General features: G+C 63.8%; 18 protein-coding genes and 1 tRNA gene. 9 read left to right on the top strand and 10 right to left on the bottom strand.

The annotated features are described in order from the left end of the window. Position 1 precedes the first annotated feature (1 nt). The 4 genes from ABWP89_RS08520 (at position 2) to ABWP89_RS08535 (ending at position 2,706) form a co-directional block, all read left to right on the top strand. A tRNA-Arg gene (locus ABWP89_RS08520) sits at positions 2 to 78 on the top strand. A 483-nt stretch (positions 79 to 561) separates the two neighbouring features. Beyond that, positions 562 to 1,149: a hypothetical protein gene (locus ABWP89_RS08525; protein WP_353228610.1), complete on the top strand. Its 588-nt coding sequence runs from the start codon at positions 562 to 564 to the stop codon at positions 1,147 to 1,149. Beyond that, a complete protein-coding gene (locus tag ABWP89_RS08530; RefSeq protein WP_353228612.1) occupies positions 1,146 to 1,418 on the top strand; it encodes a hypothetical protein in 273 nt (90 codons plus the stop codon). The genes ABWP89_RS08525 and ABWP89_RS08530 overlap by 4 nt, the downstream gene beginning before the upstream one ends. Before the next feature lie 124 nt (positions 1,419 to 1,542). Further along, positions 1,543 to 2,706, top strand: coding sequence for a hypothetical protein (locus ABWP89_RS08535; RefSeq protein WP_353228614.1), 1,164 nt, complete (start codon positions 1,543 to 1,545; stop codon positions 2,704 to 2,706). A gap of 42 nt (positions 2,707 to 2,748) precedes the next feature. Here the strand turns inward: ABWP89_RS08535 and ABWP89_RS08540 are convergent, their stop codons facing one another. Both ABWP89_RS08540 and ABWP89_RS08545 read right to left on the bottom strand, forming a co-directional pair. Next, positions 2,749 to 3,378, bottom strand: coding sequence for a ParB-like protein (locus ABWP89_RS08540; protein ID WP_353228615.1), 630 nt, complete (start codon positions 3,376 to 3,378; stop codon positions 2,749 to 2,751). 89 nt (positions 3,379 to 3,467) lie between these two features. Further along, positions 3,468 to 5,102, bottom strand: coding sequence for a SulP family inorganic anion transporter (locus tag ABWP89_RS08545; protein WP_353228617.1), 1,635 nt, complete (start codon positions 5,100 to 5,102; stop codon positions 3,468 to 3,470). A 298-nt stretch (positions 5,103 to 5,400) separates the two neighbouring features. Between ABWP89_RS08545 and ABWP89_RS08550 the strand changes: the two genes are divergently transcribed. Beyond that, a complete protein-coding gene (locus ABWP89_RS08550) occupies positions 5,401 to 8,247 on the top strand; it encodes a beta strand repeat-containing protein (protein ID WP_353228619.1) in 2,847 nt (948 codons plus the stop codon). A 6-nt stretch (positions 8,248 to 8,253) separates the two neighbouring features. Here the strand turns inward: ABWP89_RS08550 and ABWP89_RS08555 are convergent, their stop codons facing one another. Continuing rightward, positions 8,254 to 9,177, bottom strand: a complete 924-nt coding sequence (locus tag ABWP89_RS08555) for a ketopantoate reductase family protein (RefSeq protein WP_353228620.1) — start codon at positions 9,175 to 9,177, stop codon at positions 8,254 to 8,256. Between the two features lie 93 nt (positions 9,178 to 9,270). On the opposite strand from ABWP89_RS08555, the gene mdlC reads away from it, so the two are divergent. The 3 genes from mdlC to ABWP89_RS08570 are packed head-to-tail and all read left to right on the top strand — an operon-like array spanning position 9,271 to position 12,658. Then, on the top strand, positions 9,271 to 10,821 hold the full coding sequence (gene mdlC, locus ABWP89_RS08560) for a benzoylformate decarboxylase (RefSeq protein WP_353228621.1): 1,551 nt from the start codon (positions 9,271 to 9,273) through the stop codon (positions 10,819 to 10,821). Continuing rightward, on the top strand, positions 10,818 to 12,170 hold the full coding sequence (locus tag ABWP89_RS08565; protein WP_353228623.1) for an aromatic ring-hydroxylating oxygenase subunit alpha: 1,353 nt from the start codon (positions 10,818 to 10,820) through the stop codon (positions 12,168 to 12,170). Before mdlC ends, ABWP89_RS08565 begins: the two co-directional genes overlap by 4 nt. After that, positions 12,167 to 12,658: an aromatic-ring-hydroxylating dioxygenase subunit beta gene (locus ABWP89_RS08570; RefSeq protein WP_353228624.1), complete on the top strand. Its 492-nt coding sequence runs from the start codon at positions 12,167 to 12,169 to the stop codon at positions 12,656 to 12,658. Before ABWP89_RS08565 ends, ABWP89_RS08570 begins: the two co-directional genes overlap by 4 nt. Before the next feature lie 27 nt (positions 12,659 to 12,685). On the opposite strand, the gene ABWP89_RS08575 is transcribed toward ABWP89_RS08570, so the two are convergent. Genes ABWP89_RS08575 through ABWP89_RS08600 form a run of 6 tightly spaced genes read right to left on the bottom strand, consistent with a single transcriptional unit; the run spans position 12,686 to position 20,166 of the window. Continuing rightward, complete coding sequence (locus ABWP89_RS08575; protein ID WP_353228625.1) at positions 12,686 to 13,315, bottom strand: N-carbamoylsarcosine amidohydrolase; 630 nt, start codon at positions 13,313 to 13,315, stop codon at positions 12,686 to 12,688. Beyond that, positions 13,315 to 14,502, bottom strand: coding sequence for a CaiB/BaiF CoA transferase family protein (locus tag ABWP89_RS08580; protein ID WP_353228626.1), 1,188 nt, complete (start codon positions 14,500 to 14,502; stop codon positions 13,315 to 13,317). The genes ABWP89_RS08575 and ABWP89_RS08580 overlap by 1 nt, the downstream gene beginning before the upstream one ends. Positions 14,503 to 14,506: 4 nt before the next feature. After that, a complete protein-coding gene (locus ABWP89_RS08585) occupies positions 14,507 to 16,393 on the bottom strand; it encodes a hydantoinase B/oxoprolinase family protein (protein WP_353228627.1) in 1,887 nt (628 codons plus the stop codon). Positions 16,394 to 16,407: 14 nt separating this feature from the next. Continuing rightward, complete coding sequence (locus tag ABWP89_RS08590; RefSeq protein WP_353228629.1) at positions 16,408 to 18,456, bottom strand: hydantoinase/oxoprolinase family protein; 2,049 nt, start codon at positions 18,454 to 18,456, stop codon at positions 16,408 to 16,410. Positions 18,457 to 18,511: 55 nt separating this feature from the next. Further along, entirely contained in the window at positions 18,512 to 19,420 is a 909-nt protein-coding gene (locus tag ABWP89_RS08595; protein WP_353228630.1) for a hydroxymethylglutaryl-CoA lyase, read from the bottom strand. After that, positions 19,420 to 20,166: a GntR family transcriptional regulator gene (locus ABWP89_RS08600; protein WP_353228631.1), complete on the bottom strand. Its 747-nt coding sequence runs from the start codon at positions 20,164 to 20,166 to the stop codon at positions 19,420 to 19,422. The genes ABWP89_RS08595 and ABWP89_RS08600 overlap by 1 nt, the downstream gene beginning before the upstream one ends. Positions 20,167 to 20,348: 182 nt before the next feature. On the opposite strand from ABWP89_RS08600, the gene ABWP89_RS08605 reads away from it, so the two are divergent. After that, entirely contained in the window at positions 20,349 to 22,904 is a 2,556-nt protein-coding gene (locus tag ABWP89_RS08605) for a TonB-dependent receptor (protein ID WP_353228633.1), read from the top strand. A gap of 161 nt (positions 22,905 to 23,065) precedes the next feature. On the opposite strand, the gene ABWP89_RS08610 is transcribed toward ABWP89_RS08605, so the two are convergent. Beyond that, complete coding sequence (locus ABWP89_RS08610; protein WP_353228635.1) at positions 23,066 to 23,794, bottom strand: hypothetical protein; 729 nt, start codon at positions 23,792 to 23,794, stop codon at positions 23,066 to 23,068. Positions 23,795 to 23,834: the final 40 nt, after the last annotated feature.

The raw sequence follows: 23,834 nt of genomic DNA on the forward strand, positions 1-23,834 counted from the left end.
AGCGCCCGTAGCTCAGCAGGATAGAGCACCAGATTCCTAATCTGGGGGCCATGGGTTCGAATCCCGTCGGGCGCACCACTTTTCAAAGACATAGCACTAGATATCCTGGCGATGGCCTTGTCATTTTGCGTTTCCGTGGATGCGGGGTTTTCGGTCTAGCCGTAACCGAATTTCATGGATTCCGCGCGGCAGCGGACCTGTATGGGGCCAAAATGACGGGTGGTGCGTATGCGCCGCGCTGTCCTCCGGCTTACTCAAGCCTGGTCGACCGGCTGGCTGTAACGCCTGCCACGCGTAACATGTTTCATCGGGATAGATGATCCTGACTAGCGTCGCGTAGCCAGTTTAACTCCACATTTTCCATATAGGAATGGAAAAATTCGGCAATTCTGAAGGTATAGTGTAGAAATATCAGGATGATGGGTGGTCTTGAAGGCTGATTTTATGGCCCACCGGGCGCGTGACCCTTGCTACTGCAACAAAGCGGGATCAGTCTTATTTGAATGAGTCGTAACCGCATAACGCAAGGAACTTGGTTGAACCGATTGGAGGGAGAAAGTCATGATCAACATCGAACGAGATTCCCATGGGCGGACTTATCAGATATGGAAGCAGGATCAGGCCAATTCATGCGGGGTTGCCAGCATCTGGATGGCGCGCGGGATCGCGCGGCAGACCAGCTTTGCCGAAGAAGAATGGGGCCTCGCGCAACGCGTCTATAGCGGCGCAGTGGCCAATGCATTGACCAACGTGCAGGCGCCCAATTCGGGCCCAATGTCGCTCAATCCGGCTGCGTTCACCTCCAATCAGAGCACCATGCAGAATACTTTTGCAAGCTTTGGTCTTTACATGGGTCAAGTTGCGAGCGCGCTGCGCAATGAAGGGCTGCGGGCCGAGAATACCCCTCTGACCGGCAACCCGCCGCGTATTGCAGATAACAAGATCTCGCTGACCAAACCCGCCATCGTCCTGATCAGTTGGGACGGATCCGGCGGTCATTTTGTGGTTGTCGGCCGATGCACGTCGCGCGAAGTATCTTTCCTTGATCCGTGGGACGGCCGGGTCAACGAACAACCCAACAACGGCGAATACACCGCCCGCTACGGCGGTCATGGAACCATCGTCGCGATCGTTTACGTGTCTGCATGATCATCCGCGCCCGCTGGGCTCAGCAGCTCGCCGCTGCGAGCGGACGGGTTTTTGGCCTGCTGGTCCCGCCCGGTGCAAGTCATGCTTGGCCCAGCAGGGTGGCTACCTTCATCGCCAAGCGCGAAATATGCGATATTACCTCCCGCAGAACGATCCGCGCCTTGGGCGAGAAGCGCGTTCAAACAAGCCTCGGCATGCTGAACTTGCTTCATCATCCATCATGTCCGAAGAGCGGCGACGTCCGGGGTGACGAGATTGCCGTTGTCTGAATACCGGAATATTGCGATTGGCGCGGTGCCGACAACGTGGCGTGGGGATTCCAGGGTGGTAAAGTATCAGGATGCGACTTTGCCAAAAAGGATGTTAAATCCGGTAAGATTTGGTGTTCTGGCGGTGCTTGGGTTCCTGCTGGTGTTTCTGTTGCCGTTGTCGGTGTACAAATTTGATGTCAGCACGTTTATCGGTGCGGGTGACAAATTCGTCGCCAAAAGTGCGGTTCCGTTCAACATCGTCGTGCGGAAAAATTCGGGCGGTTATGATGGACAGTTCTATTTCCGCCTCGCGCTGAACCCCGATGCGCGTCAGCAGACCGAAAACGGCGTGACCTTTGATAACGCGCCGTGGCGGATGCAGCGGATCATGTATTCGGCGATTGTCCATGTCCTGGCGTCGTTTGATCTGCGCACAGTGCCGTTTTTTCTGGTGGCGGTGAATTTTGCCGGCCTGTTTTGTGTGGGCTTTTTTGCCAGGACGATAGCGCTGCAGGCCGATTTGCCGGCGTGGTTTGCCATCGCGATCATGGCCTGGCCGGGTTATCTGATCACGCTGGAACACGACACCACCGAAATTGTCGCGGTGGCGTTTCTGGCGGCGGCGATCGCTGCGTTGCTGGCGCGGCAGTACGTGGCCTATGCCGTGCTGGCGGCGTTGGCGACGCTATCACGCGAAACAGCGATCCTGGTGTTTGGCGGTGTGTTCGCCGTGCATGGGCTGGATTGGCTGGTGGCCGCGTTCAGGTCGCGAACGCCGGCATGGGGCAGGGCGGGCCGGGCAGTTTGCTGCCTGCTGGCGCTGCTGCCGTTTCTGGCCTGGCGGCTCTTTCTGACGCTGCGCTGGGGCATGTCGCCGGGGGCGGCCGGGTCGACCCTGCTGGGCTTGCCGTTCCGGGGTCTGATCGAACGGCTGGCCGAATGCCTGCAATACTGGCGGGACCACGCGCCGCTGCCCTTTGCCAGCAAGCTGGAAACCGGGCTGGTGGTGCTGACCCTGCTGGCGTTTGTCGGCGTGATTGCACTGGTGCTGGTGCGGTTGCGACAGGTTCGGGCGTGGGATGTCAGGATGGCCGGCCTCACGGTCGGCTGGGCGCTGGTCGCCATGCTGCATGCCAGCCTGAATGTGATTGGGTGGGACCATATGACCGGTTATCTGCGCGGTTGCAGCGAGTTCTGGTTCGTCAGCATGTTGCTGATCGCGCTGTCCGGTTTCAAACCCACGCGAATCCAGGCGATTGGCGGCCTGGGGTTCGCGGCGATCGTTGCGTTGGGCAATCTGTCCTGACATTCGCGCTGCGATGGTCCGGCGCCTGAACGGTTGTCTGGGTCAGTCGCTGTTGTCGACACCCGACCAGCCGGGCAGGTAATGGGCTTCACGGCTGCGCGCCATGGGCACGGCCTCTGCCACGGCCTTGCTGAAATGGTCGTCCAGCCGGGCGGGCTTGATCCGGTCGCGAAAGAAATCGGCCCACAGGAATTCGGTATAGGGGGTGGGGGATTTGGCATAGCCACCGGCCTTGCGCACTTCGCCCGCCAGCGATCGATAGGGATCATCGGCCAGATCGCGCAGCCGCGCCGGCAATTCGTCAAAGTCACGGCGTTTGCCCCTGGCATCATAGGGATGCAGCCAGTTGTGCGCATCCATAAAGGCAACGAAACGCTTTTTGGGCAGCATATCCAGCGTGGCGACCACCGATACCATGACCTCTTCCACGCCCTCTTCGTGCAGTGCGAGCGCGAGGTGGTGGTGATCGATGATCCACGGCGCGCCGCCCGGCCCGATCACCGCCGGGATCATGTGTGATCCCAGGTACCGGCCCGCCGAATCGCGTGGCCGGTTGCGCCATTCTTCGCGCTTGGTGGCGACTTCGCGATGGCCGACGGTCATCTGTGTTGGGCACAAGTCCTTGATCCTGACGGGGTGGAGGATCGGCTGGATACGCTGCGTCATGGCCATGGTTCAGATCCTGTGCTGTCGGGGACAAAGAGGCGGCAAAGCGGGGGGATGGCAGACTGCACGGGCGCTGTCGTTGATCCTGGTGAAATTCAGGCGGAAATCGCGCGTCTGGCCGCATCGGCCACGCTGAATGTCGCGTTGTCGGCCAGGTTGCCCAGGCCCGCGGCCGTCAGCACATCGCGCACGCGATCATGCGCGCGCGCCAGGATCAGGCGGCAACCGCTGGCGTGCAGGTCTTCGGCAAATTCCCCCAGCGCGTCGAGCGCGGTCGCATCCAGATCGTCGCTTTCCTCCAGGCTGAGCACCAGCACCTGCGCACCGCTGGCACGAACGGCGCGGCCGATGGTTTGCAGCACGGTTTCGGCATTGGCGAAAAACAGCGGCGCATTGGGACGGAAAATCGCCACGCCCAGCACGCGCGCGGCATCGTCATGGCGGCTGAGATCGACAAAATCGTGGCCCGTGCCGATCCGCCCGAGCTCGCTCGTTACCGGGTGTGACCAGCGATACAGCAATTGCGCCAGCGACAGCGCGATCGCCAGCAACATGCCCGCCAGCACACCCAGCAGCAGCACGCCGGTCATCGCCGCAACGGCGATCCACTGGTCGCGCTGCAGCACGAACAGCCGCGCGATCGGCGCGGGGTTGAGCGCGTGGATCAGCGCAGCGATCACCACCGCCGCCAGCACCGGTTCGGGAATGCGCGCGATCAGCGGCCCGGCGAACAGCACCAGCGCCAATGTGGCCACGCTCGCCACTGCCACCGACAGCCGGCTGCGCGCGCCGGCGGCGGCATTGGCCGATCCGATCGAAAACCCCGCGCCGATCGGCATGCCCTGCGCCAGCGCGGCGGCACCGTTGGCCAGCCCGATCGCGGCCAGTTCGCGGTTTGAAGAAACGGTATCGCCATGCGCCAGTGCCAGGCCCCGGATGGTGCCCCAGCTTTCGGCAAAGATGATCAGCGTCAGTGGCGCCGCCAGTTGCGCAATCCGCGACCATACCGCCAGGTCGGTCGGCAAAGTCAGGCGCGGCATGGCAATCGGCGTCGGCCCGACCAGCGCGATGCCGCTGTGCGCCAGCGGACCGAATGATCCTGCCGCGATGCCCGCCGCCATCACGATCAGCGTTGCCGGCAATCCTGCCACCCGGCGCAACATCACCAGCGCGGCCAGCGCACCCAGGCCCAGCGCTGCGCTGGGCCAGTGCCATTGTGCCCGATGCGTGGCCAGCCCCGCCAGGACTTGCCCGATGGTCGATCCGGGTACCGCGACATGGACCAGATGCGGCAATTGCCTGATGATGATCGTGGTGGCCAGTCCCAGGGCAAACCCGCGCAGGACCGGCCGTGACACAAACCCCGCCAGCCCGCCCATGCGGAACAGCGCCAGCACGGTAAACATGATGCCGACCATCAGTGTCATCGCCGTGGCCAGCGCATCGGCGGTGACTGTGCCTGGCAAAGTCGGCGCGACGGCCATGCTGCCCAATGCGGCGGCCAGGATCGATGCGGACGACGATGTGGCCGATACCACCGCAAACCGGCTGCGCCCGACCATGGCATAGACCAGCCCGCCGACCACCCCGGCCATCAGCGCGCGCCCGGGCGCCAGTCCCGCGATCCCGGCATAGGCCACCGCCTCTGGCACCAGCAGCCCGGCCACCGACAGCCCGGCCAGCAGGTCCAGCCCGCGCGTTTGCCAGGTCGCCTGTTCCTGAACTGCCACACCTGCTCCTGTTGCTGGTGAAACAGCATAGGCCCGATGCGCCTGCACGCAACTCGCTGTGATGGTGGCGCCCGGGGGCAGCGGCCTCAGCGCAGGCAGACGCGCCGGTCTGCACGAGGTGTTAAAAAGTTAACGGCGTTCGGGAACGCCAATTAAGAAATTTGTACCTAGTCGCCTGATCGATAGCCGGTGGTGCGGGTCGCGGCGTGGTTGCGCCAGTGGCGTGCCCGGCTTTGGGGTAAATGTGCGCGGGGTCACCCTGATCCAGCGCACAAGCCAGGTGTGATCAGAGGGTTTTATGGCTACCATTGTGCCAATCATTGCCGGGCTGGTGTCCGCACGGTCCACCGTGTCAGAGGCGGCGGTCAATCCGTTTGCCGGGGCCACGATCACCGATGGCAATGCCGGCGCATTGGAAACGCTGACGATCACCCTGTCGGGCGCGGGCGGCACGCTGGTCGATGGTACCGGGTTTGCGGGGCTGGTGCTGAATGCCGATGGCACCTACAAATTGTCCGGCACCACGGCAGCGGTCAGCGCGCAACTGGCGGCATTGACGTTCCGGCCGCTGGCCGGCGCGGCGGGCACCAGTTCCACCACCACCTTTGCGTTGAGCGATGTGGCGTCGTTTGCAGCCACGCCAATCACGCTGGCGACGTTCAACACCACCAATGGCGCCTATCTGTTTGCCGGCCTGACCATCAATGCGGCAGGAACGCTGATCGGCGTCACACAAAACGGCGGCCCCAGCGGGCTGGGCCAGGTGTTCGCGCTGTTCAAGGGCACATCCGGGTATGGCGCGCCGATCCCGATCGCCAGCTTTACCGGTGCCAATGGCAGCGCGCCGCATGGCACACTGGTGGCCGATGCGGCCGGCAACCTGTTTGGCACCACCAACACCGGTGGCGCCAACGGCCTGGGCACCGTGTTCGAAATCTTCAAGGGCACCAGCTATAGCGCGCCGGTCACGCTGGCGACGTTCAACGGTACCAACGGCTCAAATTCGCTCGACGGGCTGGTGATCGATGCCGCCGGCAACCTGTTCGGCACCACCAACAACGGCGGTGCCAATGGCCTTGGCACGGTGTTTGAACTGGTGAAGGGTGCCAGTGGCTATGGCGCACTGACGACGCTGGCCAGCTTTAGCGGCGCCAATGGGTCGTATCCGCGCGGGTTGATCGTCGATGCGGCGGGCAACCTGTTTGGCGAAACCATCCAGGGCGGCGCCACCGGGGTAATGGGCACGGTGTTTGAACTGGTCAAGGGCACCAGCGGTTATGGCGCGCCGGTTACGATTGCCGCGTTCACCGGGGCCAATGGCGCCAATCCGCGCGGCGGGCTGCTGCTGGATGCGGCGGGCAATCTGTTCGGCATGACATCGGCCGGCGGCGCGGCGGCCAATGGTACCGTGTTTGAAATCATCAAGACCACCACCGGTTACAATGCACCGATCACGCTGGCGACGATCGACGGGGTCAACCAGGCATCGGTGCGCGGCGGGCTGATCGCCGATGCCGCGGGCAACCTGTTCGGCACCACCTTCAACGGCGGCGCGCTCAATGATGGATCGGTGTTTGAACTGGTCAAGACCGGCACGACCTATAGCGCGCTCGTCACGCTGGTGACGTTCAACGGCACCAATGGCGCCTATCCCTATGCCGGGCTGACGATCGACAGCGCCGGCAACCTGTTCGGCACCACCAGCCAGGGCGGGCCGGGCAATATCGGCACGGTATTCGAGGTAAGCGCGAGCCAGTTGGCGCAGGCATCGGCCGTGGCCAAGGTGACCGTGACCAACACCGATCCGGTGCCCGCGCCGGTTGTCACCAACGGCACCACGGTGCCGACTTATACCGTTGGCGGCGCGGCAGTGGCGGTGGCCTCTACCATTGCCATAACCGACCCTGGCATTGCCAACCTGCAATCGGCCAGCGTGACCATCTCATCGGGCTTTCGCGCTGGCGATGTGCTGTCGTTCACCGCCCAGACCGGGATCACCGCCAGCTACAACGCCACCACTGGTGTACTCACGCTGACCGGGTCAGCCGCGCTGGCGACCTACAAGACAGAGCTGGCCTCAATCAAATTTGCTTCCACCGCGAACGATCCGACCTTTGCCAACACCGATATGGCGCGCGGGCTTACGCTGGTGGTGAACAACGGCACGCTGGCGTCGACGCCGCTGGCGATCGCGCTCAACCTGACGAAGCCGGCGGGCAAGACCTATACTCTGGGCACCACCGCGGTCACCATCGCCGGGGCTGCGGGCGATGATGTGATCAGTTCGGCCGCCACCACGCTGCTGGCGACCGATGTGATCGATGGCGGCCTGGGCACCAACACGCTGAAGCTGACCGGTGGCGGCAGTTTCAATCTGGCGACACCCAAAACGCTGGCGCATATCCAGATCGTCAATGTGGGCGAAAGCCAGACCGCGGTCCAGACCGTCACACTCCGCAGCGGGCTGAACGCTGATGTGATGGTGGCATCGGGCACCGCAGCCACAGGCAACACTTCGCCATTGGCAATTGCCGTGATCGGTGTGGCCGGAGACAGTTCGGTCATTCACCTGGGCAAGGGCACCGATACCGTCACGCTGGGCAGCGCGACCGAATCTGTGGTCGGCACTGGCGGTACAGCCATTGTCAATGCAACCGCGGCCACCGCTGGTGCGCTGATTTCGGATGTCGGTGGCAGCGTGGCGCTGACCCTGACCGGCGGGGGCACCGCCGCGCTCAACAAGGCCGATGTCGGCATCAAAAGCATGACATTGGCCGCGTCCACCGCGGCGTGGAATTTTACCACCGATGGCGAATCCGGCCTGAGCATCGTCGACAAATCAACCACCGCTGATCTGATCAACCTGTTGGGCGCCAATGCCTCGGTCACGTTGGGGTCGGGCGCCAGTACTGTGGCATTCCACGCCAACCCCGGTCGCGATGTGATCACCGGCTTTATCGCCAGCGGCACGGGCCATGATACGCTGCAGGTCGACAAGACGGTGTTTGCCGACTGGGCACATCTGCTGGGCGCGACCACGCAATCGGGCGCCGATCTGCTGATCACCATCGATGCCAATGACAGCGTGCTGCTGAAAAACGTGACGTTGGCGGCGTTTGCGTCGACCGACGCGAAGTTCGTCTGATTGGCGTTATACGGATGGCGCGCACACCATCCGCACCAGATCGGCCAGCGCGGCGGTTACCGGCACCGGCACGCCCAGCGCGCGGGCATGGGCGACCACCGCGCCGTTGATGGCATCGATTTCGGGCGCGCGCCCGGCCAGCCGGTCCTGCAGCATCGATGCCTGGTGCTGGCGGTGGTTGGCCAGCGCAAACGCAATCTTGCGGTGCACGCCATCCGCATCGACCGCGATGTTGAGCGCGCGGGCGGTGGCGATCACCTCATCGGCAATGGCGGTGATCACTGCATGGCCGGCGGGCGAATCCATGCCGCCCACGGTCAAGCCCGTGACCGTCGCCACGCTGTTGAGCGCAGCGTTGAACGCAACCTTTTCCCACATCGGCACGTTGGCATCGGGCACGCATTGTGCGGGCAGGCCACAGGCGTTGAACCGTGCGGCGATGGCATCGACATCGGCCGGCCGGGCAGCGTCATACGCGCCCAACCACACACGCCCGGCGCCGTGCGACGCGACCGACGCCGGCCCGGTCAGATCGGCGGGAAAATCGGTAACACCCATGGCCACCTGCGATGGCCCGAATACCCCGGTCAGCGCCTCTGCATTGCCCAGCCCGTTTTGCAGGGTTAGCGCGATGGTCGAAGGTCCGGCCAGATGCGCGACCGACGCCGCCGCGCCGCGGCTGTGCATGCTTTTGGTGAACAGCATCACCAGCTCGGCCGGGCCGGCCACATCGCCCGCCAGCGCCGCATGCACCGGCACGCAAGCCGTGCCGTGATCATCGGCCAGCGTGATGCCATCGCGCGCCAGCACGGCGATGCGCGCCGCATCGACATCCACCACCGTCACATCGGCGCCCCCGCGCGCCAGCTTTGCCGCAAACAGACAGCCCATGGCGCCCGCGCCGACGATCACGATCCGGTTGATGCTCATACGCGTTTCCTATGGGTTTGATCGCTATTTGCAATAGCGTTCGCGCGCCGCCTGCGCCATGGTAAGTGGAATGATAAAGGGAGAGCTTTGCCGATGACCGATGTGCGCACCGCGACCCTGGCGCTGCTGCGCGATCTGGGCATGACCACGGTGTTTGGCAATCCGGGCAGTACGGAATTGCCGATGTTCCGCGATTTTCCGTCCGATTTCCGCTATGTGCTGGGGTTGCAGGAATCTGTCGTGCTGGGCATGGCGGATGGCTATGCGCAGGGCACCGGCCGCGCCGCGCTGGTCAACCTGCATGCCACCGCCGGCACCGGGCACGCGCTGGGCAATCTGTTTACCGCATACAAGAATCAGACCCCGCTGGTGATCACCGCCGGGCAACAGGCGCGGTCGATCCTGCCGTTCGAACCGTTCCTGTTTGCCGAACGGCCGACCGAATTTCCGCGGCCGTTTGTCAAATGGGCGGTCGAACCCGCCCGCGCCGCCGATGTGCCGGGCGCAATCGCGCGCGCGTGGATGGTGGCGATGCAGCCGCCATGCGGGCCGACCTTTGTGTCGATCCCGATCGATGACTGGGAACAGCCGTGTGACCCGGTGCAGGTGCCCCGCATGGGCGCGGCCAACCCGGGCGATCCTGCGCTGCTGGCAGAGGCGGCGGCGCGGCTGGCCGGCGCAGCGCGCCCGGCGCTGGTGCTGGGGGCAGGGGTGGCGCGCGATGGGGGCTGGCATCAGGCGATCGCGCTGGCCGAACGGCACCAGGCGCCGGTCTATGTCGCGCCATTCAGCGCGCGCTGCAGCTTTCCCGAAGATCACCCGTTGTTTGCCGGATTTCTGGAGCCACGGCGCGAAGCGATTGTCGCCGCGCTGGCGGATCACGACCTGATCATCGCGCTGGGCGGGCCGATGAACCTGTACCATGTCGAAGGCGCCGGGCCGCATCTGCCGCCCGGCGCCACGGTGGTGTTCATCGCCGACAATCCGGCACAAGTCAGCTGGGCGCCCTGCGATCTGGCGATTGTTGCCGATGCACGGCACGCCCTGTCGGCCTTGCTGGCCGGGCCGGCACCGGCCGGGCGCACGCCGCCGCCACCGCGTGCGTCGATACCGCTGGAAACGGCACTGACCGATCGCTGGTTGCTGGACCGGGTCGCCGCCTTGCGCCCGGCAGGGGCGATCATTGTCGAAGAGGCGCCGACCGCGCGCGGACCGATGCATGACCATCTGCCGATCACCGCGCCCAACAGTTTTTACACTTGTGCCAGCGGCGGGCTGGGGCACGGTTTGCCCGCCGCGATTGGCCTCGCGCTCGCACAGCCGCAGCGCAAGGTGATCGCGCTGTTGGGCGACGGATCGACGATGTACGCCATCCAGGGCCTGTGGAGCGCGGCGCAGATGGGCCTGCCGGTCAGTTTCGTGATCCTCAACAACCAGCGGTATGAGGCTTTGCGCGGGTTTGGCCGCCTGTTCGGGATGCAGACCGTGGCCGGGACCGATCTGACGGGCCTTGATTTTTGCGGGCTGGCCGCCGCACAAGGGCTGGCGGCGCGGCGCGTGGCGGACTTGGGCGATCTTGACGCGGCGCTGGCGTGGTCGTTCGCCAACGCTGCACCCACACTGGTAGAGGTGATGATCGCATGACCCAGTGTTCACCCGCCGCGCTGGCCCGGCTGATCGATGACCGACCGGATGAGGGCGTGTTTCGCGTCCACCGCGCGGTGTTTGATGATCCGGCGGTGTTCGATCTGGAAATGGCGCGATTGTTCGAAGGCGGCTGGGTATTTCTGGGTCTGGCATGCCAGGCGCCGGCGCCTTATGATTTTTTCACCACCACCATCGGCCGGGTGCCGGTGCTGATCAGCCGTGATGGCCAGGGCACGCTGCACGGCATGGTCAATTCGTGCCCGCACAAAGGCGCGCGCGTGGCGCAGCGCATGGCGGGCAATGCGCGCATCCATGTCTGCCCCTACCATAACTGGAGCTTTGACGCCGCCGGTGCCAACCGCGCGATCAAATGGAAATCCACCGGTTGTTACCCGGACGGGTTTGATGCCGATGGCCACGATCTGCCGCGTCTGCCCGCGTTTGCCGAATATCGCGGGTTTCTGTTCGGCAGCCTGGTGGCGGATGTCGCGCCGATCGAGGACCATCTGGGCGGCGCCGCGCGCCTGTTGGATCTGGTGGCGGACCAAAGCGCTGATGGCATGGAACTTGTGCCGGGCGCGGTCACCTTCACCTATCAGGCCAACTGGAAACTGCAGCTGGAAAACTGTTCGGACGCCTATCACTTCACCTCCACCCACCCATCGTACATCCGCGTGCTGGAAGAACGGCAGCGCTCAGGCGACGCGGGCGTGGTCAAATCGATCTGGGAGGATACCGATTACTGGACCGGCGAAGGTGAAGGCGTGCAGGGCGGCAGCTACAGCTTTGCCAATGGCCACGTGCTCAACTGGGGGCGGTTCGGCATATCATCGGCGCATCCCTTGCACGAACGGCTGGATGATTTGCGCGCGCGGGTGGGAGAGGCGCGCACCGCGTGGATGTTCAACATGCGCAACCTGACCATTTTTCCCAACCTGCAGATTGCCGAAAACGCGTCGAGCCAGTTGCGCGTGATCCGGCCGCTCGCCGCCAACCGCACCGAAATGCGCACCTGGTGCCTGGCCCCGCGCGGCGAAAGTGCAGCCGCGCGCGCGCACCGCATCCGCCAGTACGAGGATTTCTTCAACCCCAGCGGCATGGCCACGCCCGACGATACGATCAGTTATGAGGCGTGCCAGCGCGGCTTTGCCAGCCGCGTGGAACCGTGGTTGCAGGGCTATATGCGCGGCACCACCGTGGCGCAGGATGGCGGCAATGCGTTTTCCGACGCGCTGACAATGACCCCGGCGCGATCGGTGCTGAGCGATGCGCAGACCTGCGATGAAACGCTGTACCAGAGCTATTATCGCGCCTGGGCACAGCGCATGTGTGCGAGCGTATCATGACCATATTGACCCGGTCTCTGGCCGAAGACCTCTTGTATCACGAAGCGCTGCTGCTCGACACCGGGGCGTGGGCAGAGTGGGTGGAACTGTATACCCCCGACGCCACCTTCCACGTGCCAGCCTGGCGCGATGAAACCACGCCGACATCGGACCCGGACACCGAACTGTCGCTGATCTTCTATCGCGGGCGCCGCAATCTGGAGGACCGGGTGTGGCGCGCCACCTCTGGCCTGTCGGTGGCATCCAGCCCGCCCGCGCGGGTGGTGCACCTGATCGCCAACGTCATGGTGGAGGATGCCGCCGCCGGCCTGGTGACCAGCGCGTTCACGGTGCACCGCTATGACAAGCGGGCAGAGGTCGCACACGTGTTTTTCGGCCGCTATCGCCACCGCTTTGTCGATGTTGACGGCACCTGGCGGATCGCCGCCAAAACCGCCTGGCTGCTGAACGACACGATCCCGACAGTGCTGGATTTCTATCAGATATGATCGCGGTTCGCGCTTATGGCGCGGGGTTTAAACCTTTGCCAGCAATGCGATCGCGTCTGCCTCACCCACCACTTCGGCGTATTTGGCCTGCAGATCGAACAGGTTGGCTTCGTGCGGGGCCTGGTGGCGGTCGCCACAGGCATCGCGCACCACAAACGGGATAAATCCGTGCTGGCAGGCATCGAGCGCGGTGGCTCGGATGCAGCCTGATGTCGATGTGCCGGCAATCAGCAGCGTATCGATTTCCAGCGCGGTGAGCGTTGACGCCAGATGCGTGCCGAAAAACGCACTGGCATAGCGCTTGGTGATGACCATTTCATCGTCCAGCGGGGCCAGCCGGGCCGGAAACGCGCCCAGCGGATTGCCGCGGTCAAAGCATTTCAGCGCCGGCACCTTGCGATAAAACACCCCGCCATCGGCGCCACCAGGCGTATATTCGACATTGGTGAACAGCACTGGAAAGCCGTGGCCGCGCATCGCCGCGGTCAGGCGGATCGCGGATTCGAGCGCCGCTTCGATCCCGGCATACAGCGGCGATCCGGGTTGCAGATAGGCCTTGACCATATCGACCACGATCAGCGCCGGGCGTTTGCCAAAGCGCAGATGGCCGTCAAACGCACCGGCATAATTGGCCGTCAGGTCATCCGGTGATGCCATCAGATCACGCCCTGGCCCGCCAGCCGGGACAGATCATCGGCGCTCAACCCCAGCAATTCGCCATAGATTTCGGCATTGTGCTGGCCAACGGTCGATGGCGCGGGGCGGCGCACGCTGCCGGGAGTGGCCGACAGGCGGGGAAACACTCCTTGCATCTTCAACGGGCCAAACCGGTCGGTTTCGACCTCGATAATCGCTTCGCGCGCCTGATAGTGCGGGTCGGCGATCATGTCGGGCGCGCGATAGACGCGGCCCGCCGGGATCGAATGTTCGGTCATCAGCGCTTCGACTTCGTCCACCGTCAATGTGCGCGTCCACGCATCGATCAGATTATCGATCTCGGTCTGGTTGGTGCCGCGCGCAATGTGGGTGGCAAAGCGCGGGTCATCGCCCAGATCGGGCTGCCCCATCGCCACCGCCAGCCGTTTCCACAGCGAATCCTTGTTGGCGCCGATCATGAATTCGCCGTCGCGGCAGCGATAGACGTTGGAGGGCGCGATCCCTTTCAGGATCGATCCCGATCGTTCGCGGATCACGCCGCCGTGGTCATATTCGGCGACCAGCCCTTCCATCACCTGCAACACGCTTTCATACAGCGCGGCATCGATCACCTGGCCCAGGCCGGTCCGATGGCGCACGTTCAGCGCCGCCAGCACGCCCATGCAGCCATACGTCGCGGTCAGCGTATCGCCGATCGACACACCCATGCGGCTGGGCGGACGATCGGGCTCACCCACGATATAGCGCCAACCGCCCATCGCCTCACCAATCCCGCCAAACCCGGCGCGGTCGGCATAAGGCCCGGTCTGGCCATAGCCAGACATGCGCGCGATAATCAGCGAAGGTGTGTCGGCCAGCAGGCGGTCTGGCCCCAGGCCCCATTTTTCCATCGTGCCGGGTTTGAAATTTTCGATGACGATATCGGCCTGCGCGATCAGCCGCCGCACCAGATCCTGCCCTTCGGCCACGCGCATGTTGGCGCTGACCGAGCGTTTGTTGCGGGCGATCACCTCCCAATGCACTTTGTCGTCGCCCTGGCCCCATTCGCGCATCGGGTCGCCGGTCACTGGCGGCTCCACCTTGATCACGTCGGCGCCCATGTCGCCCAGCAATTGTCCGCAGAACGGCCCGGCCAGCAACTGGCCCAGTTCGACAACGCGCAGGCCCTGCAATGCTCCTGTGGTCACGCGCTTACTCCGCCGCCGCCAGATGCGGCCAGACCGGCTGGACCGGAGCGGGCAGGCCGGTCTCTGCCTCACACGCTGCGCGCAGGGCCGGAATGCCGGGGCCATAGTTGAACAAGGGCAGGGGGCCGCGGCGCTCGCGGATTTCCGCACGTAGCGCCTCAGTTGCGGCGGCATCGACGATGCCGGTGTCATCGGCCACCACGCCATAGGCGCGCGCGCCGGCGCTGGTCACCAGCCCCTGGCAGATTTCGCGCGCCACCAGTTCGGGCGCGCGTTCCAGCGCGTCGCCCCAACCGCCGCCACCCCAGGTGATGAAGTGCAGTTGGTCATCGGCCTCAACCGCCAGATCTTCGACCTTGTTGCCGATGATGTGCATGGTGCCATCGGCTTTTTCCAGCACTTTGCGCGCCCGGCCGCCGGGTTCACCGCCGTTGACGCCCCAGGGCGGCACGAACCAGCGGTCATCGTGGATGGCGATCGTGCCTGCGCTGAGAAAGCGATAGGTCATGTGGATGCCATCGCCGCCACGGTGCAGCCCCGCACCGCCGCTGTCGGGTGCGCATTCATAACGTTCGATGCGCAAGGGGAAATAGCGTTCCAGAAATTCGTTGGGCACGTTGGTAAAGCCGGGCCACAGCGAATGGCCATCGGGCCCGTCGCCCATCGGCCGGCCGGGGATGCCGCCAAAGCCGATCTGGAACAGCTGAAACCAGTCGCCCGATGCGCCCGGACGGGTATCGTTGCCTGCATAAAAAAGGTGGGGGCTCGACGAAAAGCCGGCGGCGTTCAGGAACTCCGGCGTCTTTTGGCCGAGCAACCCCCCCAGTATGTCAAAGATGCGGCCTAGCGCATGGGTGCGACCCGAGAGCGCGGCAGGGAACTTTGGCTTCAACAGCGATCCTGTTGGAATTCGCACGTCGATCAGGTCATAGAAACCGTCATTAAACAGGATCTGTGGATCAAAGACCATGATCATGTAGATGCCAAAGAACATCTTGAACATGTTTTCATTCAGGTAGAAATTAATCGAAGCGCTTGATTGCGGATCGGTACCGTCGAAATCCAGCACCACCTTTTCGCCTGCGCGGTGCATGGTGCAGCGGATGCGATAGGGGCCGTGGCCCATGCCATCATCGCAGATATAGTCTTCAAAACTGACCGGTTCTTCGGCGATGGCCATGCCGATCAACGCCTTCATCGCGCGGTGGTTGCGCGCCAGCAATTCCTGCGTGGCGGAAAAGAACACGTCATCGCCAAATCGTTCGGACATTTCGATCACGCGCCGCGCCGCCACCCGGCAACTGGCGATCAACGCGTTCAGGTCGGCCAGGCACCAGTCGGGCTTGCGCGTCTGGTGCAGCACCAGTTTCAGCAGGTCTTCGTTGAATACACCCTTTTTCCAGAGCTTTACCGGCGGAATGCGCACCCCTTCCTCAAAGATCGAATGCGCGTTGATCGGCATCGATCCGACCACTTTGCCGCCGATGTCGCTCTGGTGCCCGAACATCGAGGTATAGCCGATCAGGCGACCATCCTTGAACACCGGCAACAGCACCAGCCAGTCGTTGGAATGGCTGACCGCGCCATCGACCGAATAGGGATCGGATAGAAAGATCAGGTCGCCGTCTTCAAGTGTTCCATCAAAATTGCGCAGGAACCCGTCGATAAAGCTGCCGAACTGGCCGACGATCATCTTGCCCGCATGGTCTGCGATCAGCGGAAAGGCATCGCCCTGTTCGCGGATGCCCGGCGACATTGCCGTGCGCACCAGCGTGGCATCCATTTCGATACGCGCATTGCGCAGCGCGTTTTCGATGATGTCGAGCGTGATCGGGTCGATTGCGACCCGGTTGAACGGGACCGGGTTGGTCTGGAGAATGGTGGCTGGCATGGGTCAGGTTTCCTTCAAGCCGGCTGAATCAGGATATTGCCGCAATGGTCGACAGTGGCGACGCATCCGGCTTCGATCAGGGTGGTGGAATCCATTTCGCACACGATGGCCGGGCCGGGGATCACATCGCCCGCGCGCAACCCGGCACGATCGTAGATCGCGCCGGTGTGTTCGCGCCCATCCATCCACATCACGTGTTCGCGCATGAACGCCGCGCCCGGATTGCCATCGCCGCGCGCAATTTCGGGCACCGGCAGATCGGGCACCTGGCCCATGGCAACCGCGCGCAAGTTCACGATTTCGTGCGGGGTTTCCATGTTGAAGGTGAACAGGCGCAAATGTTCGGCATCGAACCGGGTCAGGATTCCGGCCACACCATTGCGGCGCAGCTCATCGAGGGTGATCGTCAGCGGCACTTCAAACGCCTGCCCGGCATAGCGCACATCGACCTCGAACAGGCTCGACACTTCGCCCGCGGGCACCCCGTCGGCGATCAGTTCGGCACGGGTCTGCGCGGCCATCTCGTCCAGGATCGCGATAAGTTCGCCGGCGCTGGTTTGCGCTGCCGCCTGCGAAAAACTGCGCGCGGTTTCGGTGCGCATGCGCGTGGTCGCATCACCCAGCGCGCACAGCACGCCGGGCGAGACTGGCGAGATTGCCGGCCAACTGCCCATCAGCCGCGCCACCGCGTTGACATGCAGCGGCCCCGCCCCGCCAAACCCCATCAGCGCAAAATCGCGCGGGTCATACCCCTGCTGCACCGAAATCATCCGCAGCGCGCCAAACATGTTTTCGTTGACGATATCGATAATCCCGCGCGCCGCTTCCATCAGTCCGATGCCCAGCCGGTGGGCAATGGTCTGCACCGCCGCGCGCGCGGCTTCGCGGTCCAGCCGGAACGTGCCGCCCAGCAGGTTTTCGGGCAGATAGCCCAGCACGACATTGGCATCGGTTACGGTCGGCGCCACGCCACCCTTGCCATAGGCGACCGGGCCGGGCACCGCGCCGGCCGATTGCGGGCCAACCCGCAGCGCACCCGTCAATTCGGGTACATAGGCGATTGATCCGCCGCCCGCGCCGACGGTTTTTACATCCAGCGCCGATGCGCGCACCGACAGATGGCCGACCTCGGTGGTGCGCTGGCGGCGCGGTTCCAGATTTTCGATCAACGCCACATCGGTTGATGTGCCGCCGACGTCCAGCGTCATGATGTTGCGCAGGCCGGCATTGCGCCCCACCCAGATCGCCCCGGTCACGCCACCAGCAGGCCCGGACATCAGGATGTTGACCGGCTGCGTTTCGGCCTTTTGCGCGCTCATCAGCCCGCCATCGGACCGCAGCAGCGACAGATTGCCGGTCAGCCCCGCTTCGGCCAGCCTGGTGCGCAGATTGGCGACATATTTGCCCACGATCGGGCGGACGGCCGCATTGGCGACGGTGGTCAGCGTGCGTTCGTATTCCTGCATTTCGGGCAGCACTTCGTGGCTGAGCGATACCGGCACATCGGGCATGACTTCGCGCGCGATCGCGCCGATCCGCGCTTCGTGCGCGCCATTGGCATAGGCGTTGATCAGGCTGACCGTCACCGCCTCCACCCCGGCAGACTTCAGAAAGGCCAGCTGATGGCGCACGTCAGCTTCGTCCAGCGGGCGGACTTCGGCCCCGTCAGCGCCGATGCGGCCCTTGACCGTGACGGTGTGTTCCAGCGCGGCCAGCGGCTGCGGCTTTGGCCAGATGATCCACCCGGCCAGGCCGCCCGGCACAAAACTGCGCGCGATCTGCATGATATGGCGATAGCCTTCGGTGGTGATCAGCCCGACGCGCGCGCCCTTGCCCTCCAGCACTGCATTGGTGGCCACGGTCGTGCCATGCAGAAAATATTCGATGGCAGCGGGCGCGATCCCGGCGGCGGCACAGATCGTGGTCAGGCCATCCAGAATGCCGACCGAACTGTCGTGCGGGGTGCTTGGCGTCTTGTGCCGCCAGAATGCGCCCGTGCCGGTTTCGAGCAGCAGCAGATCGGTGAACGTGCCGCCGACATCAACGCCCAATCGGTAACCCATGCAAACCCCCAGTGTGAAATATCATTTGCAGCCAATGGCATGGCCGCCATTTGTATCAGGACAATTTCGGAAAGGCCGGCGCCCGCGCCACCATGCCCGGCAAAGTGCGGTCCATCACCGTGCCCAGCCAGTGACTGGCGGAAACCAGCGCAGCCAGATCGATGCCGGTCGCGATGCCGGCGCGTTCGAGCATGTAGACCACGTCTTCGCTGGCGACATTGCCCGATGCGCCGGGCGCGAACGGGCATCCGCCCAGGCCGCCGATCGACGCATCGATCGTGCGTGCGCCCGCACCGACCGCCGCCCACACATTGGCCAGGCCCGTGCCGCGCGTGTTGTGAAAATGCACCCGCACCGGGATCGGCGCGATCGCTTCGCGCACCCGTGTCACCAGCCGCGCCACATGCGCCGGGTTGGCGACGCCGATCGTATCGGCCAGCGCCAATTCCACCGGGCCGGCTGTGGCCAGCGCCACGGCCATCGCCAGCACGCGGTCTTCGGCCACTTCGCCCTCAAACGGACAGCCGAATGCGGCGGCGATGGTGGCCTGTGCGGTGCGTCCGGCGTCGTGCGCCAGCGTGATGATGCCCCGCGCCGCATCGACCGATCCGTCGCTGGTCTGATTCTGGTTGGCCATGGCAAAGGTATCGGTGGCCACCGCAACCGCGCCCAGCTGGTCAATGCGCCCGGTGTTGAGCGCGCGGGTCGCCCCGCGTGCGTTCATCACCAGCCCGATATAGGTCACATCGCGGCGGTCGGGCAGCGCGGCGGCGACGTCCTCTGCATCGGCCATCTGCGGCACGGCGCGCGGATTGACAAAGCTGGTCACCTCTATCCGCCGCGCACCGGCGGCAATGGCGCGTTCGATCAGCGCGATCTTGTCCGCGGTTGAAAGGACGTGCTTTTCGTTTTGCAGACCGTCGCGGGGCGACACTTCCAGCAGTTCGATGCTGTTTGTATACATTATGCCGCAACCTCGATCACGCGTCGGGCTGCCCCGGCAGAATGCACGACGGGCAGTTCGGCGGGCGGCGTTTTGGCAGACGGCGCGGCCGACACTCCGCCGGTCAGCCCTTTGTGGGCATCGGCATAGGCGTGATAGGCGCGCAGGATGTGGCTTTGCATGATCGCCTCTGCCCAGCCGCCATCGTGGCGCGCGAATGCGGCGACCAGCTCTTCGTGTTCAGACCAGGACCGGTGCAGCGCATCGGGGCCATACTGGTGCGCGGTGCGCCACACCACCGGCTGTTCCACCAGCGATCCCAGTTGTGCCATCAACCGCCGCGACCCGGCGCAATCCAGGATGGCGGCATGAAACATGCGGTTGCCATCGATGAACGCGGCAACATCGGGGCGGGGCAGGGCGATCGCCTGCGCAATCTGTGCATTGGCACTGCGCAGCCGCGCCAGCGAATCGGTTGTCATGCGCTGCGCCGCGCGCCGCGCGGCGTATCCTTCGAGCATGGCGCGCAAATCGAACGCATCGCGCACGTCGTCGATCGACCATTCGGCGACAAAACTGCGCTGGGTATCGGTGCGCACGACCAGCAGTTCGGTTTCCAGCCTGCGCAAAGCCTCACGCACGGGGGTGCGCGAAACGCCGCATTTCTCGGCCAGCGCCTCTTCACCCAGCTGCGTTCCGGCGGGCAATTCGCCAGCCAGGATCATGTTGCGGATCGCAGCATAGGCCCGATCGGAGGTGCGTGACATGCGGTCTCCCAAGGAGCTTGACCAATGGCATTTGTATACAATATTTAAAGGCACCGGCAAGCCCCGATCACCCGCCGCCCATTGCCAAGGTTTGGGACGCAGTGATCACCGCACATGAGGGGGGCGGGCGCGTCGGGCTATGGGTCATGGGGGCCTGTATGACCAAACAGGGAGCGCATATGATGCTGAATACAACCCGTGACCGGAAAACCCGGCACACCGCCGCCTGGCTGCAAACCACTTGCCTCGCGCTGTCGGCCGGCGTCATGCTGATGGCCGCGCCAGCCTATGCCGACCAGGCGCCCGACGTTGCACCGGTCGCAAAGGCGGGCGATGACATCATCATCACCGCACGCCGCCAGAATGAACGGCTGCAGGATGTGCCGGCATCGGTATCGGTGCTGACCGCGGCGGCGCTGGCCAATACCGGCGCCAAGCGGGCCGAAGATTTTACCCAGTTGACCCCGGGCGTGACGATCGTCACCGGCACTGCCGAAGCGGGCGACACGCAGATCAACATTCGCGGGATGAACGGCGCGCGTGACGCCGAAAGCTCGGTCGCGCTGGTCATCGACGGCATTTTGAAAACCAACGTGGCCGATCTCAACCAGGATCAGGGCACGCTCAGCCAGGTCGAAATCCTGAAAGGCCCGCAGGGCGCGCTCTATGGCCGCAACGCCGCCGCCGGCGCGATCGTGATCCAGACGATCAAGCCGACCGATGTGATGACCGGCGGTATCGACGGGTCATACGGCATGTACAACACTGCCGATATCAAGGCGCACATTGCCGGGCCGTTGACCGACAAGCTGGGCTATGTGGTATCGGCCGCCTATGCGCGCAGCGACGGGTTTTATCACAATGAATTCACGGGCAATTCAAAGACCGTGGATGAAAAGAAGAACTGGTCGGTCGACGGCCGGCTGGTTTATGGCAACGGCACCGATACGCAGCTTGATTTCAAGATGCGCTATGCCGAATTCCACGGCGCATCGCTGCCGTTCAACGCCGCGTTTGCATTGCCGCTGTTCGCCGGGATCAACCCCGCCTTTTACGAAGACGTGAACAAGCACCCCTTTCATTTTTACAGCAATATCAAGCCGACCAACGATCAGTACAGCTTTGACACATCGCTGCGGCTGGATCAGCGGCTGACCGATGGGGTAAAGCTGGTGGGCTGGGTGTCCTATTCCAATGTCGATCAAAGCCTGGTCGCCGATGGCACCTCGGCCGATTTCGGCCGCTTCCTGAATGCGGTCAATCCGGCGGCCAAACCGGCGGTTGACGCCTGCTTTGCCACCACCGCCGCGCTGACCGGATACAAGGTGAACCAGCCCGGCTTTATCGGGCAAATCCCGGTGCCGTTCCTGTTTGCGCCGGCCAACGGATCAACCTTTGGTCCGTACAGCCCGACCACGTGCGACGGCACGCAGTTCCAGATCCGCCGCCAGCACGACATCAGCACCGAATGGCGGCTGGAATCGACCGGCAATGGCCCGCTGCACTGGCAGGTTGGCGGCTATTACCTGCATATCGATCGCACCGTCGGCGTCAGCCTGGGTGCGGACGAGGGCAAGGGGGTGTTGACCAACCTGTACAACGCGCCCGACAGCGTGAACCCGACCTCGCTGCTGGTGGCGGACAAGTTTGGCACCAATGTGGTCGCTGCGTTCGGTTCGCTGGAATACAAACCGTCGCCGGAATTCACCGGTGGCATCGCGCTGCGCTATGACCGTGAAAGCCGCAACACCAGTTCGCTGGTGCCCACGGCCAACGATCCGTTCACCGGCGGCCCGATCAATCCGGGCCAGGCGTTCGGGCCTCTGGCGCCAAAATCGGCGGTGTTCGATCAACTGGAACCGAAAGTCACGCTCAGCTGGAAACCCGGCGACCAGTTCAACATTTACGGCAACTGGGGCATCGGGTTCAAATCGGGCGGGTTCAACAACCAGGGATCTGCCGCAATCATCCAAACCAATTTCGTCACGCCGCTGGGTGCCGATGTGCACATCACCGACCAGTACAACAAGGAATGGTCGAGCGCGTTCGAGGCCGGGATCAAGGGCAACCTGTTCGACCATGCGGTCACCTTCGACCTCGCCGGGTTTTACACCCAGGTCCACAACATGCAGTTCTTTGAATTCTTTGTCGGCACATTCGGCCTGTTGCGCGTGGTTTCCAACATCGACCTGGTCGATCTGAAGGGCGCGGAACTGAATGTGGCGGTAAAGCCGGTCAAGGGTGTGAAGCTGTTCGGTGCGTTCAACTATACCGACAGCCAGATCAAGCGGAACAGCGCGCGCCCGGCCACGGTCGGCAACGAATCGCCCTATACCGCCAAATACACGCTCAATCTGGGCGCAGAGGTGGAACAGTCGGTGTCGAGCGGCATCAGCCTGTTTGCGCGCGGTGATTACCGCCTGACCGGGCCGACCTGGTTCAGTACCGCGCAGAACAACAACGGGCCGACACTGTTTTCGGGTCTGCTGCCAAGCACGCTGGGCTTTCCGGCCGTGGTCGGCAATGCCACGTTTGACAAGGCGCGCCGCAATGCGTTCGGCATCGTCAACCTGCGCGCCGGGCTGCACGCCGGAAACTTTACTGCCGCGGTGTTCGCCAACAACCTGCTCGACAAACAATACCTGAACGAGGTGATACCCGCGGTCGAATTCGGCGGATCGTTCATCTCCCCCGGCACGCGCCGCCTGGTCGGCGTCGAACTGGGCGCCAAGTTCTGATTGTCCTCCAATAAAACCCTCCCCCTCTGCAAGGGGGGAGGGTTTGATGGGGGTGCCCGACGCCGGATCGGTCCTGTATTCCCGGCGCAGGATGCCCCAACCCTAACCCCTCCCCCTATCGGGGAGGGGCTTTTTTTGGTGGTTTGCCGGCGTTTGCGACGTCACGCGCCCGTCAGCGTATGCGCCAGCGCGGCGATAGCGGGTATCATGCTGACCGGTTTCATCAAGGCTGTCGCCACGATCGATCCACCAACACCCCAGAAATAGGCGGGATGAACCCGGCGTCTGGTGGCCAGATCGAACCCGGCCGCCACGACGAAATACAACAGCAGTTGGATCGTCAGAATGGCCCACATGCCCAGTTCCCCACCCAGCAGCGGCATCGGCAACATCCGCCCCCACGCCGGGCTGATCAGGAAAATTGTGCCCGACAGCATCAGCCGGCGGTGCCAGTCGGTCCGCTGGCGCAGTACGATCGCGGAAACGGTAAAGGCATAGAAGGTCAGCACCGTGATCGGATCAAGCGCCAGGAAATAGGCGGGTGCAAAGAATGGTGGTGCGCGATGGGCCATCAGCGATTCACACGTGGCAAATATGCCGATGACCACCATCCAGTTGGCCCAGCCGAACGCCAGCCACCCCAGCCTGCGGTGCAGCGACGCCTGCCCGCCTGCCACAGCAGCGTTTTGCAGGACGTAAAGCCCGGTCCAGGTCATGAACGTCAGCGCGTGCAGATGCACCCACCACGGTGAAGCAAGACTGGAATGGCCCATGGCAAAGGCCGCGCCAAACCCGGCCACCACGGAAACCGCGATCCACACCGCCATGCCCAGAAAAAATCTGCGTTCGCGCGATTCAGCATCGCGCATGGTCATCGCAGTCGTCGCCATATCCACCCCCCGGTTGGCGGGAGAGTATCAACACGATCAA

It is taken from the genome of Novosphingobium sp. (genome assembly GCF_040398825.1).
Classification (GTDB): Bacteria; Pseudomonadota; Alphaproteobacteria; order Sphingomonadales; family Sphingomonadaceae; genus Novosphingobium.